Origin of the sequence: Seonamhaeicola sediminis (genome assembly GCF_004358095.2) — a bacterium.
Classification (GTDB): Bacteria; Bacteroidota; Bacteroidia; order Flavobacteriales; family Flavobacteriaceae; genus Seonamhaeicola; species Seonamhaeicola sediminis.
On the sequence record NZ_SMZJ02000001.1, the window covers coordinates 172,482 to 192,681 of the forward strand.

General features: G+C 33.3%; 19 protein-coding genes. 11 read left to right on the plus strand and 8 right to left on the minus strand.

From position 1 onward, the window contains the following. The first annotated feature begins 25 nt into the window (after positions 1-25). Positions 26-2,500: a TonB-dependent receptor gene (locus tag E1J38_RS00830; RefSeq protein ID WP_133354847.1), complete on the plus strand. Its 2,475-nt coding sequence runs from the start codon at positions 26-28 to the stop codon at positions 2,498-2,500. A gap of 448 nt (positions 2,501-2,948) precedes the next feature. On the opposite strand, the gene E1J38_RS00835 is transcribed toward E1J38_RS00830, so the two are convergent. Continuing rightward, positions 2,949-3,956 (minus strand): 3-oxoacyl-ACP synthase III family protein, encoded by a 1,008-nt coding sequence (locus E1J38_RS00835; RefSeq protein ID WP_133354845.1) that lies wholly within the window; start codon positions 3,954-3,956, stop codon positions 2,949-2,951. A gap of 212 nt (positions 3,957-4,168) precedes the next feature. On the opposite strand from E1J38_RS00835, the gene htpG reads away from it, so the two are divergent. From htpG to E1J38_RS00850, 3 genes are all read left to right on the plus strand, one after another. Next, positions 4,169-6,079, plus strand: coding sequence for a molecular chaperone HtpG (gene htpG / locus E1J38_RS00840; protein ID WP_133354843.1), 1,911 nt, complete (start codon positions 4,169-4,171; stop codon positions 6,077-6,079). 299 nt (positions 6,080-6,378) lie between these two features. Further along, positions 6,379-7,533, plus strand: coding sequence for an iron-containing alcohol dehydrogenase (locus E1J38_RS00845; protein ID WP_133354841.1), 1,155 nt, complete (start codon positions 6,379-6,381; stop codon positions 7,531-7,533). 212 nt (positions 7,534-7,745) lie between these two features. Beyond that, complete coding sequence (locus E1J38_RS00850; protein WP_133354839.1) at positions 7,746-7,880, plus strand: 30S ribosomal protein THX; 135 nt, start codon at positions 7,746-7,748, stop codon at positions 7,878-7,880. Here E1J38_RS00850 and E1J38_RS00855 read toward each other — a convergent pair whose 3' ends face one another. From E1J38_RS00855 to E1J38_RS00870, 4 genes are all read right to left on the minus strand, one after another. After that, positions 7,881-8,603, minus strand: a complete 723-nt coding sequence (locus E1J38_RS00855; protein ID WP_133354838.1) for a hypothetical protein — start codon at positions 8,601-8,603, stop codon at positions 7,881-7,883. Between the two features lie 3 nt (positions 8,604-8,606). Continuing rightward, entirely contained in the window at positions 8,607-9,365 is a 759-nt protein-coding gene (gene yaaA / locus E1J38_RS00860) for a peroxide stress protein YaaA (protein ID WP_133354836.1), read from the minus strand. Positions 9,366-9,527: 162 nt separating this feature from the next. Beyond that, complete coding sequence (locus E1J38_RS00865; protein WP_133354833.1) at positions 9,528-10,565, minus strand: RluA family pseudouridine synthase; 1,038 nt, start codon at positions 10,563-10,565, stop codon at positions 9,528-9,530. 9 nt (positions 10,566-10,574) lie between these two features. Next, entirely contained in the window at positions 10,575-11,135 is a 561-nt protein-coding gene (locus tag E1J38_RS00870; RefSeq protein ID WP_133354831.1) for a PASTA domain-containing protein, read from the minus strand. Between the two features lie 139 nt (positions 11,136-11,274). Between E1J38_RS00870 and E1J38_RS00875 the strand changes: the two genes are divergently transcribed. From E1J38_RS00875 to E1J38_RS00885, 3 genes are read left to right on the plus strand one after another with little or no spacing between them, the layout of a single operon-like run. Beyond that, positions 11,275-12,249, plus strand: a complete 975-nt coding sequence (locus E1J38_RS00875) for a D-alanine--D-alanine ligase (protein ID WP_133354829.1) — start codon at positions 11,275-11,277, stop codon at positions 12,247-12,249. 18 nt (positions 12,250-12,267) lie between these two features. Further along, complete coding sequence (coaD, locus tag E1J38_RS00880) at positions 12,268-12,723, plus strand: pantetheine-phosphate adenylyltransferase (RefSeq protein WP_133354827.1); 456 nt, start codon at positions 12,268-12,270, stop codon at positions 12,721-12,723. A gap of 59 nt (positions 12,724-12,782) precedes the next feature. After that, positions 12,783-13,229: a HEAT repeat domain-containing protein gene (locus E1J38_RS00885; RefSeq protein WP_133354825.1), complete on the plus strand. Its 447-nt coding sequence runs from the start codon at positions 12,783-12,785 to the stop codon at positions 13,227-13,229. Positions 13,230-13,271: 42 nt separating this feature from the next. Here the strand turns inward: E1J38_RS00885 and E1J38_RS00890 are convergent, their stop codons facing one another. Both E1J38_RS00890 and E1J38_RS00895 read right to left on the minus strand, forming a co-directional pair. Next, the gene (locus tag E1J38_RS00890) at positions 13,272-14,891 is read right to left on the minus strand and encodes a SulP family inorganic anion transporter (protein WP_133354823.1); all 1,620 of its coding nucleotides are present in this window, start codon (positions 14,889-14,891) and stop codon (positions 13,272-13,274) included. A 313-nt stretch (positions 14,892-15,204) separates the two neighbouring features. Beyond that, complete coding sequence (locus tag E1J38_RS00895) at positions 15,205-15,786, minus strand: NUDIX hydrolase (protein WP_133354821.1); 582 nt, start codon at positions 15,784-15,786, stop codon at positions 15,205-15,207. 119 nt (positions 15,787-15,905) lie between these two features. Here E1J38_RS00895 and pyrE point away from each other — a divergent pair, with 119 nt between their 5' ends. Together pyrE and E1J38_RS00905 are read left to right on the plus strand one after the other, a co-directional pair. Then, positions 15,906-16,550 carry an orotate phosphoribosyltransferase gene (gene pyrE / locus E1J38_RS00900; RefSeq protein ID WP_133354819.1) on the plus strand — a complete coding sequence of 215 codons (645 nt, stop codon included), beginning with the start codon at positions 15,906-15,908 and terminating at the stop codon, positions 16,548-16,550. A gap of 46 nt (positions 16,551-16,596) precedes the next feature. Next, a complete protein-coding gene (locus E1J38_RS00905) occupies positions 16,597-16,992 on the plus strand; it encodes an SRPBCC family protein (protein WP_133354817.1) in 396 nt (131 codons plus the stop codon). Here the strand turns inward: E1J38_RS00905 and E1J38_RS00910 are convergent. Then, positions 16,989-17,717: a biotin--[acetyl-CoA-carboxylase] ligase gene (locus E1J38_RS00910; protein ID WP_133354815.1), complete on the minus strand. Its 729-nt coding sequence runs from the start codon at positions 17,715-17,717 to the stop codon at positions 16,989-16,991. The two genes, E1J38_RS00905 and E1J38_RS00910, sit on opposite strands and share 4 nt — an antisense overlap. A gap of 93 nt (positions 17,718-17,810) precedes the next feature. Between E1J38_RS00910 and rsfS the strand changes: the two genes are divergently transcribed. Both rsfS and ftsH read left to right on the plus strand, forming a co-directional pair. Further along, complete coding sequence (rsfS, locus tag E1J38_RS00915) at positions 17,811-18,182, plus strand: ribosome silencing factor (protein ID WP_133354813.1); 372 nt, start codon at positions 17,811-17,813, stop codon at positions 18,180-18,182. 8 nt (positions 18,183-18,190) lie between these two features. Then, positions 18,191-20,173 (plus strand): ATP-dependent zinc metalloprotease FtsH, encoded by a 1,983-nt coding sequence (ftsH, locus tag E1J38_RS00920; RefSeq protein WP_133354811.1) that lies wholly within the window; start codon positions 18,191-18,193, stop codon positions 20,171-20,173. The last annotated feature ends 27 nt before the right edge of the window (positions 20,174-20,200 follow it).

A 20,200-nucleotide genomic window follows, 5' to 3' on the forward strand; every position in this document is an offset into this window, starting at 1 on the left:
AATCAAAAAAACAATCTAATCAACAATGAAAAATTTCTTTTTCATGTGCTTTTTCCTTTTGTCAATTTTTGTAAATGCACATACTAACCCAGAAAAAAACATTGATAAAAACGGTACCATTTACGGAACAGTTTTAGACGCAAAACTAAATCAACCCTTACCCTATGTTAATGTTGTTATTAAAAATAATCAAAATGACATTTTAACTGGAGCTATCACGCTAGATGACGGATCCTTTAAAATAAGCAAGGTTGCAGAAGGAGACATCGTAGTTAACATTCAATACATTGGGTACAAAACTTACACCAAAATTATCAATATAAGTAAAGATAATTACAGAATTAATCTTGGTAATATTTACCTAAAAGAAGAAACCGAAAGCTTAGACGCTGTTACCGTTATAGCTGAAGTATCTACTATTCAACAGAAAGTAGATAGAAAAGTTATCACCGTAGGTAAGGATTTAACAACAGCAGGAGCTACGGCCAGCGACATTATGAACAACATACCCTCCATAAGTGTGGATCAACAATCTGGTAATATTAGTTTACGAGGCAATGAAAATGTACGGGTTATGGTAGATGGTAAATTGAGTAATGTTCCAGTTGCACAATTATTAAGACAAATTCCCTCTACTTCAATAAAATCAATTGAACTTATTACCAATCCTTCAGCAAAATATAACCCCGAGGGTATGAGTGGTATCATAAACATTAAATTACATAAAAACACACAATTAGGTTTCAATGGAAACCTAAATATAGGTTTAACAAAAGAGATATTTGCTAAATTCAACAGCTCTATTGATATGAATTATCGAAACGGTAAATTCAATTTTTTCGGTAATTATGGAAATAATATTGGAAAATACGACAATTTTGGTGGTATAGACAGACTGGACGACAACTCGCGTCAAGACTTTAAATTTGGAAATAACAATAAATCCCATTTATACAAATTTGGTGTTGATTATTATATAAACGACAAAAACACCATTTCAGTTTTTACCAATCAAAATACTTTTGAAGGAGAAGGTTTTGGTAACACTTTTCTAACGTATCCCAACTTATCCCAAAGACAATTATTTAATAACAATAGTGAAAACACTTCAAGTCAATATAATTTAGTTTACAAACATGAATTTACAGATGAAGATGAAACCCTTGATGTGGAGATAGATTATAATGATTTTGTAAATAACGAAGACGCCCGTTTTAATTTTATCAATTTTGATTTCCCTCCAAACTATCTAGATTTTGTAGCTACAGAACGAGATCAAACCACTATTAACATAGATTATGTAAAACCATTAGGTGACGAATCAAAATTTGAATTAGGTTTGGAAGCTCGCCTGTTCAGTACAGATGTAAATTATACTTCAACTGGACTAAGTTTCTCTGAACAAGGCTCTATCATTCCCTCACCTAGCACTGATTTTGAATATAATAGAGATATTTACTCTGCTTATGCTACATATAGCAAAAAGTTCAACAAATGGAGTTACCAAGTTGGAGCCAGAGTAGAATCGGTAACTGAAGATGCTCAAGCTCTGAGAATGTTCTCTAGTGGCAGTAATGAAATCATCCCTTTTGAAAACAACTATTTTCAAATATACCCATCAGTTTTTTTTAGCTTTGAGGCTTCTGAAAAAAGCACCTATCAAATTAGTGCTAGCCGCAGAGTAGATAGACCAGGGTTGCAGCAGGTAAATCCTATCAGAGAGTGGAGTACACCTAGGGTTTCTTCATTTGGAAATACGAGTCTCCAACCTCAATTTACTAACTCTATTGAAGCGAATTATACACGAAATTTAAAAGGTGGTAGTATTACTGGGGGTGTATTTTTTAGAATTATTGAGGACAACATTAATAGATTTGTTCGTATAGACAGAACTGATGTAACTTCAGGTAACGTAATTCTTTCTTATGATAATTTTGACAACACCTCTGCCTATGGGGTTGAATTATCCTCTAACTACCGCCCAACAAAATGGTGGAGCATTAACGGAAGTTTCGACTTATATTCTCAGGAACAGACAGGTATTACTGAGTTTATTGACAATCCTAATATCCAAGATGCTACTGTAGATGATATTAAAACAAGTAAAACGATTGTGGATAATGTCATATGGAATTTAAGGGTGTTCAACAATTTTAATGCTTCCAAAAAATTGAGTTTTTCACTTTTTGCCATGTACCGAGGCGAGGAAAAGGGTATTCAGTTTACTAGAAAACCTATGGTAATGCTGAATACAGGTATGAGATATAGCTTTTTAGAAAACAATAGAGCTACTTTTAGTTTCAATTATAGCGATATTTTTAATAGCATGAAATTTGAATTTGAAGGCGTATCACCGTTTCCTAGCCAAGGCGAGTTTAACTGGGAAAGTAACACTTGGAACATTGCCCTCTCTTATAGGTTTGGAGGCAGCAAATATAGGGCTCTAAAAAGAAAGCAACGCGATAACAATACCAAATCTGGTAGCGGAGGTTTTCTTTAAAATTAATTTGATAACCTGTATAATTTTTGATGGTTAGTGTTAAGTGAGGTTATGAAATAGAAGACCCCAGAGTTTAGCAGTTCTGGGGTTTTGTTTTAAAAAAACAAAAAACTAATCTTAATATAATAAACCTAATAATTTTTCGTTACTCATAATATACAATCTAGCCAAAACGAAGAATAATTATTTAGAGTTAGTCATCTTACATATTAAATTTCGTAATCAGATTAGTATATTTTTAAAATAAAACTCGAAGCCAAAAAGCTTCGAGTTTTCTCTATAAAGTGTTAAAAAACGTTAAATTATATAATGCGTGCAATAAAGTAACGTTTTGTACGTCTAATAGGTAAGATTCTTCACATTAGTGTTAGTTGGAGTTGATTAATAGCTGAAAAAACCCAAAACTTAAAGTTTTGGGTTTTTACTTTTAAATCTTATTTAATAATTTTTACCAATTAATAATAACACTACCCCAAGTAAAACCACTACCAAAAGCGGCTAATACAACGGTATCTCCCTCCTTGATTTTACCTTCTTCCCAAGCTTCAGTTAAAGCAATTACAACTGAAGCAGCCGTAGTATTACCGTATTTTTGAATGTTATTATAAACTTGGTCATCTCTTAAACCAAATTTCTTTTGTATAAACTGAGATATTCTTAAGTTAGCTTGATGTGGAATGAGCATATCAATAGCTTCTTTCTTAAGATTATTTGCTTTTAAACCTTCAACAATAGCTTCACTAAACCTAACTACTGCATGTTTAAACACAAAGGTCCCATTCATATAAGGATAATACGAAGTATCATCTGGGTCATTAGCTTCTAAAATTTCCGGTACCCAATGCTTTATACTTGGCCCCAAAACAGTTAATTCTTCGGCATACTTTCCTTCAGAATGTAAATGTGATGATAACACGCCTTTGGTGTTGTCTTCTGTTCTGCTAAGCACAGCAGCTCCTGCGCCATCACCAAAAATAACGGTTACATTTCTTCCTCTGGTAGATTTTTCTAAACCACCAGAGTGATACTCAGAACCAATAACCAATACATTCTTGTACATACCTGTTTTGATAAATTGGTCTGCTACTGCCACTGCATACACAAAACCTGTACACTGATTTCTAATATCTAATGCACCAACAGTAGGCATCTCTAACATATCCTGAATTTGAACACCACACCCTGGGAAATAATAGTCTGGGCTCAACGTAGCAAATACTATAAAATCTATATCATCTTTAGTTAACCCCGATCTTTCTATAGCTATTCTAGCAGCTTTTGCTCCCATTACGGCAGATGTATCTTCACTTCCTTCCTTTATCCAGCGTCTTTCTTTTATACCAGTTCTTTCCTGTATCCATTCATCATTAGTATCCATCATTTTAGATAAGTCGTCATTAGTCACCACATTATCGGGCAAATACTTTCCAAGGCCTATAATTCTAGAGTTGTACATTATAAATCAATTTTAACATTCTCTTACAGAAGAGAAATTTTAGTTTAGTTATACAAAATACAATAACCACTAATAATTTCCAATATTTATACTTATAACTTATTACTTTTCACTTTGTACAAATTTTGTGTCAGTTTGTCATATTTGCACTCTTGGTATTTTTTTTGTCTTTTGAAGAATCGTATTAATAAATAGATAAAAACAGATATATCATGACAAAAGGAAATATTAATGTTTCGGTAGAGAATATCTTTCCTCTCATTAAAAAATTCTTATACAGCGATCACGAAATCTTTCTTCGTGAGCTCATTAGTAACGCTACAGATGCTACTTTAAAACTAAAACACCTCACTAACATAGGTGAAGCAAAAGTAGAATATGGCAACCCACAGATTGAAATTAAAATTGATAAGGATGCCAAAAAGCTTCACATTATAGATCAAGGTTTGGGTATGACTGCCGAAGAGGTTGAAAAATACATTAATGAAGTGGCATTTTCTGGTGCTGAGGAGTTTTTAGATAAATATAAAGACTCAGCTAAAGATTCAGGAATCATAGGGCACTTTGGTTTAGGGTTTTATTCTGCATTTATGGTTGCAGATAAAGTTGAAATTATCACAAAATCTTATAAAGATGAGCCCGCTGCACATTGGACTTGTGATGGATCTCCAGAGTTTACTTTGGAACCTCATGATAAAACAGAGAGAGGCACCGAAATAATACTGCACATTTCTAAAGACGAAGAAGCCTTTTTAGAAGACAGTAGAATTAGAGAACTCTTAACCAAATATAACAAGTTTATGCCTGTGCCTATTAAGTTTGGCACCAAGGAAATTAATGACCCTGAGCATGAACCTAAAACTATTACAGATAAAGACGGTAAAGAAACCAAAGAACCTCATAGAAAGATTACGGTTGATGATATTGTAAACAATCCAAATCCTGCTTGGACAAAACAACCATCTGACTTAAAAGATGAAGACTATAATAGTTTCTATCGAGAGTTATACCCAATGCAGTTTGAAGAACCGTTATTCAACATTCACTTAAATGTTGATTATCCGTTCAACCTTACGGGAATTTTGTACTTCCCAAAAATGACAAACGATTTAAATATTCAAAAAGACAGAATTCAACTATATCAAAATCAAGTATTTGTAACCGATAATGTTGAAGGAATTGTACCAGAATTCTTGACCATGCTTCGTGGTGTTATTGACTCTCCAGATATTCCGTTAAACGTTTCTCGTTCGTATTTACAAGCCGATGGTGCAGTAAAAAAGATTTCATCATACATTACCAGAAAAGTTGCTGATAAGTTAAAATCACTATTCAACAATAACCGTGAAGATTTTGAAGCCAAATGGAACGATATTAAAGTAGTAATAGAGTATGGAATGCTTTCTGAAGAAAAGTTCTTTGAAAAAGCAGAAGCATTTGCATTATACCCAACGGTAGATGGTAAATATTATACATACGAAGAGTTATACAACAAGATTAAAGCCAACCAAACTGATAAAGACGACAAATTAGTGATTCTTTATGCAGCCGATAAAGATGCACAACACAGTTACATTGAAGCTGCCAAGGCTAAAGGTTATGAAATATTGCTGTTAGATTCTCCAATTGTATCTCATTTAATTCAAAAATTAGAAACAACAAAAGAAAAGGTTTCATTTGCTCGTGTAGACGGTGATCATATTGATAATCTAATAAAGAAAGAAGATACTACCATTTCTAAATTAGATGAAGACCAAAAGAAATCTTTAGATGAATTATTAAAAGAAGTGATTCCTTCTGAAAAGTTTATGGTTCAATTAGAAGCAATGGATAGTGAGGCTTCTCCATTTATAATTACCCAACCAGAATTTATGCGTAGGATGAAAGAAATGCAAGCTACTGGTGGCGGTGGTATGTTTGGTATGGGTAATATGCCAGAAATGTACAATCTTGTGGTAAATACCAATCATGAATTAGTAAGCGAAATCTTGAATACCAAAACCCGTAAAAAACAAGAACGTTTAATTAATCAAAGTTTAGACTTAGCACGTTTATCTCAAGGTTTGCTTAAAGGCGAGGAACTAACTAACTTCATTAAACGTAGTTATGACATGATAAAGTAGTCACGTCATACTGACTAAGTCAGTATTCCTTATATATTTCAAACCACTTTGTGAATACAAAGTGGTTTTTTTATTAATATATTTTTTTAACATATTCTTTAAAATATCATTCACACTTGATACCAAAATTTAACAAAAACAAATAAAAAATCAACACTACCGTAAAAGTTAATAATTAGGTCAAAGAAAAAAATTCTTATGATTTAAGTTAGGTGATAAAAATCATAAAAAAAAAGCCCTTCATTTTAGTCCTTTGTGCTCTAAATAAATTTTAAAATAACCTTATAACACATACAGAAATGCTACAAAACAGAAGAATTTACCTACCCCCTTTAAGTTTAATAGGTCCTGGTGCGCTAGAAGATTTAGGAGAAGAACTAAAGACACTTCCTTATAAAAAGGCGCTTTTTGTTACAGATAAAGTTTTAGTTAAAATAGGAGTGGCTCAACAAGTACTGGAAGTTGTTAAATCTGCTAATATTGAAACTGTATTATTTGATGATGTTCAACCAAATCCTACGGTTAAAAATGTTGATGACGGCTTACAATTACTTAAAGACAACGCTTGTGATTTTATTTTGACACTTGGTGGTGGTTCACCTCAAGATTGCGGTAAAGCTATCGGTATACTAGCTACTAATGGTGGGAACATTGCAGATTATGAAGGTATCCATTTATCTAAAAATGCTTCTCTGCCTATAATTGCAATTAATACTACCGCAGGAACAGCCAGTGAGGTAACTATTAATTATGTAATAACTGATGAGGAACGCCATATAAAAATGGTAATGGTAGATAAAAACTGCTTAGTTTCTATTGCAGTAAACGACCCTAAATTAATGCTAGGTAAACCCGCAGATTTAACTGCTGCTACAGGTATGGATGCCTTAACGCATGCCATAGAAACTTATGTAACCAAGGGTGCTTTTGGGTGGTCTGATGCCTTGGCTCTAGAGGCTATAAAATTAATTTCACAAAGTTTAGAGAAAGCTGTTGTTGATGGCAAAGATCTTGAAGCTAGAAGCAAAATGGCTTGGGGCCAATTTATAGCTGGACAAGCATTTTCTAATGCTGGCTTAGGTTATGTACACTCAATGGCACATCAATTAGGTGGTATGTATGACTTACCACATGGTGTTGCTAATGCTATTTTACTACCTCATGTAGAACAATTTAATATCCCCGCCTGCGCGCACAAACTAAAAAGAGTAGCACGTGCTATGGGGGTAGGAGTCTTAGAAATGAGTGATACTCAAGGTGCCAATGCCGCCATTGAAGCAATTAAGGCTCTTTCAAAATCTGTTGGAATTCCTTCTGGATTAAGAGAATTAGGAGTTAAAGAAGAAGATTTTGAAGAAATGGCTAAAAATGCATTAGCAGATGTTTGTACAGGAGGAAACCCAAGAGACGTTACACTAGAAGACACTATAGCCATTTACAAAGCAGCTATGTAATTTTTAATGAACTAGTTAATAGCAAGCAATTCCGGTTTAACCCTTTTATTTATTATTGAGGTTTGCCGGAATTTTTTTTGCGTTTTAATCCAAAACCAATTCCCTTAACCTTGCCTTGCAAATATTTTTTTATTATATTATTTTTTAAAATAAAACATATAAATTTTACTTACAAATTACTCTTTACTAACTTAATTAAAGAATAATAAATTATGGGAAAAGGTGATAAGAAAACTAAACGAGGAAAAATTAACCGTGGTACATTTGGCGTAAGACGTCCAAGAGTTAAAAAGAAACCTTCAATAGAAACTAAAATAAGTATAGACACTAAAGCCAATCCAAAATAATTATAGAGTTTCCAATAATTTTTCAGACTCTGAGATAGTAGCTCTGTAAATTCGTTTATTAGGTTTGGTCATGTGTTGTGCTTCTAGTGTTATTGACTCTAATACTTCTTTGGCTTCTTCGGTTTTATTTCGGCTTAATAAAAATTTGGCATATACTAAGCGTTCGTCGTAAAACGAAAACCGTACATCAATACATTTTAAATTGTCTTCGGCTTCATCTAGTTTACCTTCTCTTTCTAGTGCTAATCCATAGATAAACTGAGTTCTTGACTTTACAAATTCTTTGTTCGAGATAATACTTTCGGCATATTCTAAAACACTCTTGTAATCCTCCATATTATAAAAGGCTTCAATCATATTTTTGATAACATAGAAATCATTTTGAAAACTTCCATCCAATGCCTCTTTATAATACTTAATAGCACTTTTGTTATCACCAATTTCCATATATGCATCAGCTAAATTCACTCGATTTTGATAAGACTCAGAGAATTGTAATTGCTTTTCTAAATCTCTAATCTTTTTAGTTGGATTAATAATTTGAGAGATTTCTGTAGTGAGTTTTTCAGCATCACGTTTGTTATAAACCTGAGTGATTAAATAAATTACAGAACCCAAAACAGGCAAAAACAAAACCAAAAATATCCAATAATAAGGTGTTCTATATTTAATCACATGGTAAATACAGTACCCTTGTAATAGCAGAACAACATAATACCACATAAATTACCTTATAAAAATCAATTCGGTATCAGAGGACATCTCTTCACTGAATCCGTAACCCTCATAATTAAAACCTTTTAAGTCATCTAGTGTATTTGCATTGGTATCAATAATATAGCGTGCCATCATACCTCTTGCTGCTTTGGCAAAAAACGAAATCATTTTATACTGTCCGTTTTTAAAATCTTTAAAATTGGCAGTTATTACAGGCACTTTTAAAGCTTTAGTATCAATAGCTTTAAAGTATTCATTACTAGCAAGGTTTAGAAATAGTTCATCATCATCTAACTCTTCATTTAAGGCTGAAGTAATCGTTTTTTTCCAAAACTCATATAGGTTTTTATTTTTCCCTACAGGGAATTTAGTACCCATTTCCAAACGGTAAGGCTGTATTAAATCCATTGGTTTTAGAAGACCGTATAAACCCGATATAATACGTACCGTACTTTGTAGTTTCTCCATTTTATCCTGTGGAATACTATAAGCATTTAACCCCCTGTAAACATCACCACTAAATGCATATACCGCTGGTCTTGCATTATCTGATGTAAAAGGTAAACTCCAATCTTGATTGCGCTCATAATTTAACTGCCCTAAAGTATCTGATATGCCCATTAGTTTTGATAAACTTTTGGCTGATTTCTTTTTAAGCAGTTTATTTAATCGCTCGGCTTGCTTTAAAAAACAGGCTTCGGTATTTAAAGTGGTAGGTAATTCACTCTCAAAATTAAGTGATTTGGCGGGTGATAAAACTAATTTCATAGAATGGTATTCTTATTTATTTTGCTTTCGCAGAAGTTTAAATTATGCTACTCAAAGTTACAATTACTAAACAACTTTTAAAAATAGCAATCTGCATTTGATTGTACACTAAAATTTAATGAACTCTGTTACTTAATAAGATAACAAACGTAAGCAGTCTCCCTACTCATGCTCTTGATACTTAGAATACCCACGCCACTTTTCAATACACTGTTGCATATCTTCTGGTATTTCTGAAGTAAAACGAATAAACTTACCAGTTTTTGGATGTTCAAATCCTAAGGTTTTAGCGTGTAAAGCCTGACGGGGTAAAATCTTAAAACAATTCTCTACAAACTGCTTATACTTAGTAAATGTGGTTCCTTTTAAAATTTTTTCACCTCCATAACGCTCATCATTAAACAAAGTATGTCCAATATGTTTCATATGCACACGTATTTGATGCGTGCGCCCTGTTTCTAACTTACAAGATACTAGCGTAACATAACCTAAGCGCTCTATAACCTTGTAATGTGTCACCGCCGGTTTTCCTTTATTAGCTTCATCACCTAAAAATACCGTATTCTGTAATCTATTTTTGGGATGTCTTCCAATGTTACCTTCAATAGTACCCTCATCTGTCTCTACATTACCCCAAACTAATGCAATGTATTCACGCTCACTGGTTTTTTTTGCAAATTGAGCCGTTAAATGTGCCATAGCATTTTCGGTTTTGGCCACCACTAAAAGTCCGCTAGTATCTTTATCAATTCTATGCACTAATCCAGGTCTATCACTTGAGTTATTTGGTAAATTATCAAACCTGTGAATTAAGGCATTAATAAGTGTTCCTGAATAGTTACCATGCCCTGGATGCACCACCATACCGGCTGGTTTGTTCACCACAAGTAGTTCATCATCTTCATACTCCACATCTAAGGAAATGTCCTCGCCTACCAAAAGCGCTTCGTATGTTGGGTGTGTAAACATTACCCTAATTTCATCACCGGGTTTAACTTTATAGCTAGATTTTACACAAACATCATTTACAAAAAGCCCCCCATCTTTTGCTGCATTTTGAATTTTATTCCTGTTTATATTTTCAATAAAATTCATTAAATATTTATCAATACGCAACGGTGTTTGCCCTTTACCCACAGTAAAAGCATAATGCTCATATAAATTATCTTCATCAGGAAGTTGTAACGTATTGTCCTCCATTAAAAAGAGTTATTTGCTTGGTCGGTTCCCATTACCAAGTACTAAATCTATTATAGATGTTTTTGCTAGCTTATCACCCGGTTTTAAAAGTTCACCGTTATAATACATTTTTAAAACCAAATCTTTACCAATATTATCTTCATAGGTAATTTTACCTACTTTAAATTCTAAAGCTTCTAAGTTTGGTTTGGCTTGTCTAAATGTACGCTCTCTTAAATCTGGTACTTCAATTTTTCGGTAGCCTGATGGATTGAGTGTTAAATATATCTTTCTATTTTCTTTTACTTGAGAACCAGCAACAGGCTCTTGCTCTATCACCGAAAATCTTGGATAATCTGGATTGAAATTAGCTGAATCTTGTATTTGCATCGCCAAATTATTCTCGTCTAATTCCATCTGAGCCACACTAATGGATTTTCCTTTTAAGTCTGGAACCGTTTCAAAATCTCCATGGTTGGTATATCCTTTCAGCCACCATAACATCAAAAAACACAGAACAATAACAGCTACCACTGCTAACAAAATTTGTTTAAAAAATGTCTTACTAACTAGGAATTTAATAATGTTCATTTGTAGAATTTTGAATACCGCAAATATATAAAAACAGAACTGCTTTTTCTTTTGCGATATATATGATATTTTAGCTTAATCTATAATAGATACGATTTATTGTAGGTTTTAGATTAATATTTAAATTATTTGGGCTTAGATGAAAAAGAATATTGCCATCATCATGGGAGGTTATTCCAGCGAATATAAAATCTCTTTAAAAAGTGGAAATGTAGTTTTTGAAACTTTAGATGCCACAAAATATAATGCATTCCGAATCCATATTTTTAAAGATAAGTGGGTTTATGTTGATGAAAATGACGCTGAATTTCCAATAGATAAAAATAACTTCTCAGTTAATATTAATGGAAAAATTACTTTTTTTGATTGTGTCTTTAATGCCATACATGGCTCTCCAGGTGAAGATGGATATATGCAAGCCTATTTTGAATTATTAGGAATTCCGCATACCAGTTGTGCTATGTATCAAGCATCAATAACGTTTAATAAACGAGACTGCTTAAGCATTTTAAAACCTTATGGCATAAAAACTGCAGAATCATATTATTTAAATTTAGGTGATGTAATTGATGAAACTGCCATAATTAATAAAGTTGGGTTACCTTGTTTTGTAAAAGCCAATAAAGCAGGAAGTAGTTTTGGTGTTTCAAAAGTCCATAGTCAGGAAGATTTACAAAATGCCATTGATGTTGCTTTTAAAGAAGATAATGAAATTATTATCGAATCGTTTCTGGATGGCATCGAAGTATCTGTTGGTGTAATAACCTATAAAGGTAAAACCAAAGTACTGCCAATTACTGAAATTGTTAGTGAAAATGATTTTTTTGATTATGAGGCCAAATATTTGGGGAAATCTCAAGAAATAACACCTGCTAGGTTAACTAAAGAACAGGAAGAAAAGGTTAATTCTGTTGCAAAAAAGGTTTATGAAACTTTAAAGATGACTGGTTTTTCCAGAAGTGAATATATTTTTAAAGATAGCGAACCGCATTTGTTAGAGGTTAATACAGTTCCTGGATTAACCAAGGAAAGTATTTTACCTCAACAGGCTGCCGAAGCTGGCATTCCTCTTGCTGATTTGTTTGATAATGCTATCAAGGAAGCAATTAAATAAAAATATTATTTTTATATTATGAAACGAGCCATCTTTCCAGGATCATTTGACCCTCTAACCTTAGGCCATTTTGATATTATTAAACGTGGTGTTACCCTTTTTGATGAGCTTATTGTAGCTATTGGCGTGAATGCCGACAAAAAATACATGTTCTCTTTAGAAGATCGAAAAAAATTTATTGAAGAAACTTTTACTGACGAACCAAAAGTTAAAGTCATGACTTATGAAGGTTTAACGGTAGAATTCTGCAAAAAAATTGATGTGGATTTTATTTTGCGAGGGTTACGCAATCCAGCCGATTTTGAATTTGAAAAAGCCATAGCCCATACCAATAGAGAACTAGCTAATATTGAGACCGTATTTCTACTAACCTCGGCAGAAACATCATATATAGCCTCTTCAATAGTGCGTGACGTTATCAGAAATAATGGCAACTATACCAAACTTGTTCCAAATAGTGTTCGAGTAAAATAAATTGTATTCTTGTAACATTTTTTTATTATCCAATACTTATAAAGTAAGAATAATAGTTCATGTTACATCATATCAAATACTTGCTTTTAAAATTCAATATAACACAACCATCAGATAATGATATCTATGATTGGATGCAATACAATTACGTAAATAGAATTGAATATGCATTGGAACATGGTAATTATAAAACTAGAAAATTAGCTGCAGAAGCTTTAGGTAACCTAGGGGCACATTCTTCCATCCCGATGTTATTTAGAAGTATTGATGATAAAGTTCAAAACGTTTCAATAGCAGCTTTGAATGCACTTGAGCAAATTGGATGTAAAGATGAATTAGGTGCTACTTTAATTAAAAAACGCTTTGATTGGGTAAGAGAACATCGTGATAAAAAAGCAAAACAAGAAGCAAATAAAGGCAAAAAATATAATATTTACCGTTGGGAACGTGCCAGTAAAAAGAGTTTTGAAAGGGTAAAAGAACAATTAAAAAAACCTATACGTTGACCCTAATGGTCAAAAAATTAAAATATAAAATCTCAAAATAAATTAAAGCTTATACTCTGAAAGCCCTTTGGTAAATGCCTCTGGGTTTTCTGCTAAATGATAGCGTGGATCATCAATATCCTCCACAATCACCTCTCTGAATTTAGGACTGGATTTGTATAATAACACCTTACAATCTTCGCTTAAATGTTTAAGTTTGATTGATTTTCCTTCGGCTTCGTATTTATGCACCAAATTATAGATAGCTTCAATAGCCGAATGGTCACTAACTCTAGACTCTACAAAGTCAACTTCGACATTTTTAGGGTCGTTTTTTGCATCGAACTTTTCATTAAAAGCCTTTATTGACCCAAAGAATAATGGGCCCCAAATTTCGTAAATTTTAGTACCATCTTCTTTCATACGCTTACGCGCTCTAATACGTTTAGCATTCTCCCAAGAAAATACTAAAGCACTAATAATAACTCCAGCAATAACTGCAACCGCTAAATCTTTCCAAACGGTAATTAAGGATACAGCAATTAAAACCACAGCATCGGTAAGAGGTATTTTTCTTAGTATTCTAAAACTACTCCATGCAAACGTACCTACAACCACCATAAACATGACACCCACTAAGGCGGCGATAGGAATTTGTTCAATGTAAACAGAGGCAAACAGGATAAATACTAATAATAAAACTGCTGCTACAATACCTGATAGTCTACCACGTCCGCCACCTTTAATATTGATAATAGATTGTCCAATCATGGCACAACCACCCATACCACCAAATAGCCCAGTTATGATATTAGCACCACCTTGTGCCATACATTCTTTATTGGCATTACCTCTAGTCTCTGTTAATTCATCAACCAAGTTTAATGTCATTAATGATTCAATTAATCCTATAGCAGCTAATATTACAGCATAAGGACCAATAAATTTTATAGTATGCCAATTGAAAGGCACTTTACTGAATATATCTGTTTGAAATTGCGGTAAACCTCCCTTTAAACCTTCTCCTCCGCCATCTCTAATAAAACTACCCACAGTGGCAACATCTAATTTTCCAAAAATAACAATGGCTGAGACAACCAAAATTCCTATTAAAGCCTCAGGTAATTTTTTAGTTAGTTTAATTTGAGGCAATACAAACATAATCCCCATGGTTAAGGCCACAAGACCTAACATAGTCCATAACTCTGAACCTGTAAAATAAGCACCATCTGCACCTCTAAACATTTTTAACTGCGCTAAGAAAATAACAATAGCAAGACCGTTAACAAACCCCATCATTACCGGGTGCGGAATAAGTCTAACAAATTTTCCTAGTTTAAAAACACCAGCCAAAATTTGTATTAACCCCATTAAAATAACGGTAGCAAAAAGGTAATAAAGTCCAAGATTATCTTCTGGAGCCCCCATAGCATTACCTTCGGCAACCAAACTAACCATAACAACTGCTAAGGCTCCGGTAGCTCCACTTATCATTCCGGGACGTCCTCCAAAAACAGAGGTAATTAAACCAATCATAAAAGCAGCATACAAACCCACTAAAGGATCTACGCCAGCAACAAAAGCAAAGGCTACTGCTTCTGGCACTAATGCAAGAGCTACAGTAGCTCCACTTAAAATATCATTTTTGGCATTTTTAGCCCGCTTTCTAATAAATTCTGTCATGGCTTATTTTTTGAAAGTGCAAATTTAAGGCTAATAAAAGAAGGCACAAGGGAATTACAATAATTAAACACCTTAAAATACTAAAACGTTTGAATTACAATATAATAGCTATTATATTACTACCCAAATTAAAGCTTCCTCCGTTTCTTGAAACACATTTTTATTCCAATAACTATTAGTGTTCAAGTTTATAACTGTTTTCGTGGACATCAAAGCACTACTGGTTGCAACTATAACTGCTATAGCTTTAATTTCTTTCAATTTTCCGATAATTCTTAGGGCTTGAAAATTAACTTTTTACCTATATAAAACTCTAAACCAATATTCTAATATTAGCATAGGAGTTTTCAAGAGCTTTTACCGACTCTTTTTTGTTTAACCATTCCACTTTTGTAATGCCTTCCTTTTCCTGAGGGTATAATTTACCACTAAATGTAGTCTTCATCTCGAACCAATAAGTGATTTTTATCCTATGACGTCCGTTACGCTTAAAAATATGGTAAGTGGTTTCTAAGGGTTTGGTTATTTTTAGACCTTTGACACCAGTTTCTTCTTCTACTTCCCTTATGGAAGTTTCTTCAATAGTTTCCTTTCTTTCCGCTTTGCCCTTGGGTAAATCCCATTTATCATTTCTATAAATGAACAATACTTCTCCCTTTTCATTATATACTTTTCCCCCACCAGCAGTTACATTAGGTAGTTTCTTTAAAAACTTACTCAAGAGTTTATCTGGATTTTTATGTATTAGTCTAACCTCACTCAACTGAGAATTGCGTAGGTCTCTAATTACCTTTCCAATGTTTACAGTATCCAATAAATAATTTTTAAAATTAGCTTCCATTTCAACCTTAGAAGTCAAAACTATAGGCTTATCTCCTACAAAAACTTTATGCATTGGTTACTTTAGAATTTGGTTTCCGTAAAAATATCATTTTTCAACACAAACCGCTCATTGTTGAAAAAAATATTTTTAATGTCAATTCAACTCAAACATTTAATTGTAATTTTGCGAACATGATTTTTAACAAAAACACCGCCAGAAAAACTGCCGAAGTTTTATTGCAGGTAAACGCTATAAAACTAAGCCCAAAAGAACCTTTTACATGGGCTTCCGGATGGAAATCTCCAATATATTGTGATAACCGAATTATTCTGTCGTTTCCTCCAATTCGTAATTATGTAAGAGAAACAATGGCTAAACAAATTGAAAAGCAATATGGTAAGCCTGACGCTATTGCTGGCGTTGCTACAGGTGCCATTGGCATAGGTATGCTGGTTGCAGAATATTTGGGACTACCGTTTATATACGTAAGACCAGATGCTAAAGGTCATGGAAGAAAAAATCAAATAGAAGGCTTCATTGAAAAAGGTCAGAATGTAGTGGTTGTTGAAGACTTAATTAGTACTGGAAAGAGCAGTTTAAACGCCGTTAAAGCTTTAAGGGATGCTGGAATTAATGTAAAAGGAATGATTGCCATCTTTACTTATGGATTTGATGTAGCTACACAAAATTTTGAAAAAGAAAATGTACTATTACAAACCTTAGGTAATTATGAAAGTTTATTAGAACAAGCTTTACAAACTCGATACATTACTGAAGACCAATTGGCAACCTTATTGGAATGGAATACTAACCCAAGTGAGTGGAACGGAATTTGATTGATTTACAACTAAACAGGTTAACAAACTACGACTTAATAGAATCATGAACTTAGAATCTCCTAAAATAAACGTTGAAAAAACACCCGAAGAAGTTTTTAACTTTTTAGACGATATTAAAAATTTTGAAGCTTTAATGCCAGAAAACATAAGTAAATTTGAAGTTTTAGAAGCAGACACGTTTCTTTTTGCTTTAAAAGGTATGCCCGAGATTATACTAAAAAAGAAAGAAGTTGTTGCGCCAAATAAAATTGTTTTGGGGGCTGCTGGTGGAAAAATAGACTTTTCTTTAACTGGAAATATTGTACCTAAGGGAGAAACTTCAAGCGAGGTACAATTACAATTTGCAGGAGACTTCAACCCTATGATGGCTATGATGATAAAAGGACCTATTAGCAAGTTTATTGAAACATTAGCAACTAGTATCCCAAATGCAATTTAGTAAAGTATCTCTATTTCTTTTAAATCGAATTTCTTAACTACTCCATCCTCTAGGGTTATCATTAACTTGCCGTATTTAGTAACGCCTTTTACAAATCCAGAAAACATATTCCCCTTAGTATCTTTAAATGTTGAAGGTTTGTCTTTTCTAAATAAATTATATTCATATTCTTTTTTAACTGCATCATAATCACCATTTTGAAGTAGTGTAGAGTATTCCTTGGTACATGAGATTATCCTATGTAAAACCTCATCTAAATCATAATGGACACCTGTAATATTTTTTAATGATGCAGCTTTAGGAAGTCCGTTAAACTTAGTTTGGTTAACATTCACCCCAATACCAATAATAGTAGACTCCAACTTATTCTTTATGACATTTTCAATTAAAATTCCACAGATTTTTTTGTTTTCTGACAAAATGTCGTTAGGCCACTTAATCTTTAAATCAGGAATATTTAAACTCTTCAAAGCCTTTAGAATAGACAAAGAAATGGCCATACTTATGTAAAACGGAAACTCAACATAATGTACACTTAAATCTTTAAACATACTAAACGTAAGGTTTTTAGATGTTTCGGAACTCCAAACAGTTCCCATTTGGCCTCTTCCGTTGGTCTGTTTTTTAGCTAAAACAACTGTATAATCTTCAACCTTGTTTTTAGCAATATATCTACGGAGGTAACTATTTGTAGAATCAGTGGCATTAAGTTTGATTATGTGCATGTACAAGTTATTAGAAAGCAATAAAATCTTATGATTTTTTTAAAGCATAAAGAACTAAAAAAATAATAACTTTGCACAAATTAAATAAAATTAATGGCGAAAGAAAAAATAAGCGCAGACCAATTAATATCGGTAATTATAAGTGGCATTGAAGATGTAAAAGGAAAAGAAATAAATATTCTAGATCTTAGAGAAATTGAAAATACTGTTTGCGACTACTTTGTAATATGTGAAGGAACTTCTAACACTCAAGTAAACGCCATAGTTAACTCCATACAAAAAAAGGTAAGCAAAGAACTTAAAGACAAACCTTGGCATGTTGAAGGTGAAGATAATGCAGAATGGGTTTTAATAGATTATGTAAATGTTGTTGTACATGTATTCCAAAGGCATGTTAGAGAATATTATGATATTGAAAGTCTTTGGGGCGATGCAAAAACAACAGTAATAGAAACAAATTATTAAAAAATTAGATGGCAAACGATAAAAAAAACATAAAAGACAAAAAACCAAAATTTAGCCCTTTTTGGATTTATGGTATTCTAATTGCACTTTTTTTAGGATTCCATTTATTTAGTGGTGATAATACTAGTGGGGGTTCTAAAACTACCACTTCAGACTTTTTTAAATTTTTAGCCAACGGTGATGTTGAAAAAATAGATATTGTTAAAAACACAAGGGTAGCTAGAGTGTATTTAACCAATGAGGCTGAGTCTAAAGAAGAGCACAGAAACTCAAAACAACAGCCTTTTATTCCTACTGGGACTGCCTTACCTAATTATAAATTTGAATTTGGAGATCTTCAAAATTTCGAAAATAAACTCAATGAAATCATTGAAGATTTAGACACCAAACCAGTTATTGAGTTTGATACAGAAACTGACACTTTTGGAAATTTATTAATAGGCATCCTCCCGTTTATTTTGTTAATAGGGGTTTGGATTTTTATAATGCGAAGAATGTCTGGTGGTGCTGGTGGTGGTGCTGGAGGGCAAATCTTCAACATTGGAAAATCAAGAGCAAAACTTTTTGACCAAAATACCGAGGTAAAAACATCCTTTAAAGATGTAGCAGGTTTAGAAGGTGCTAAAGAAGAGGTTCAAGAAATTGTAGATTTCTTAAAATACCCTGAAAAATACACTACACTAGGAGGAAAAATACCTAAAGGTGCTTTACTGGTTGGCCCTCCGGGAACAGGTAAAACCTTATTGGCTAAGGCCGTTGCTGGAGAAGCTAAAGTGCCTTTCTTTTCTCTGTCAGGTTCAGATTTTGTTGAAATGTTTGTTGGGGTGGGGGCCTCGAGAGTTCGAGATTTATTCAAACAAGCCAAAGAAAAATCACCCTCTATTATTTTTATTGATGAGATTGATGCCATAGGTAGATCTAGAGGAAAAAATGCTATGTCTGGAAGCAACGATGAACGAGAAAACACTTTAAATCAATTGCTTACAGAAATGGATGGCTTTGGCACAAATACAAACGTTATTGTATTAGCAGCAACTAACAGAGCCGATATCCTAGACAAAGCGTTGATGCGTGCTGGTAGGTTTGATAGACAAATTTATGTTGATTTACCTGATTTACGCGAGCGTAAAGAAATTTTTGAGGTACACTTAAGACCGCTTAAAAAAGCTAAAGACTTAGATACTGATTTCCTATCTAAACAGACTCCTGGATTCTCTGGAGCTGATATTGCCAATGTTTGTAATGAAGCGGCCTTAATTGCTGCCAGAAATGGCAAAAAAGAAGTTGACAAACAGGACTTCCTTGATGCAGTTGATAGAATTATTGGTGGATTAGAAAAGAAAAATAAGATAATAACTCCAGCTGAAAAAAAAGCCGTCGCCTACCACGAAGCAGGTCATGCCACAGTAAGTTGGATGGTAGAACATGCTGCTCCATTGGTTAAAGTTACTATCGTACCCAGAGGACGCTCACTTGGAGCTGCTTGGTACTTGCCTGAAGAACGCCTTATTGTTCGTCCAGAGCAAATGCTTGACGAAATGTGTGCGGCTTTAGGAGGTAGAGCCGCAGAACAAGTTATTTTTGGAAAAATATCTACTGGTGCTCTAAGTGACTTAGAAAAAGTCACCAAACAAGCAAGAGCTATGGTTACCATTTACGGCTTGAGTGACAAAATTGGAAATTTAACTTATTATGATTCTTCAGGTCAAAGTGAGTATGGTTTCACAAAGCCATATAGTGAAGAAACTGCAGAATTGATTGACAAGGAAATCTCTAATATTATTGAAAATCAATACCAAAGAGCTGTTAAACTTTTAGAAGACAATAAGGATAAGCTTGTAGAGCTTGCAGAGGAACTCCTTGTAAAAGAAGTTATATTTAAAGATAACTTAGAGCGTATTTTTGGAAAACGTGCTTTCGAAAAAGAAGCAGACACCAAAGAAGCAGAAAAAGAAACGAAAACAGAAGATTCTACCCAAGAAGAAGAATAAAGTTAAAAAAATAAGCTTAAGCACAAT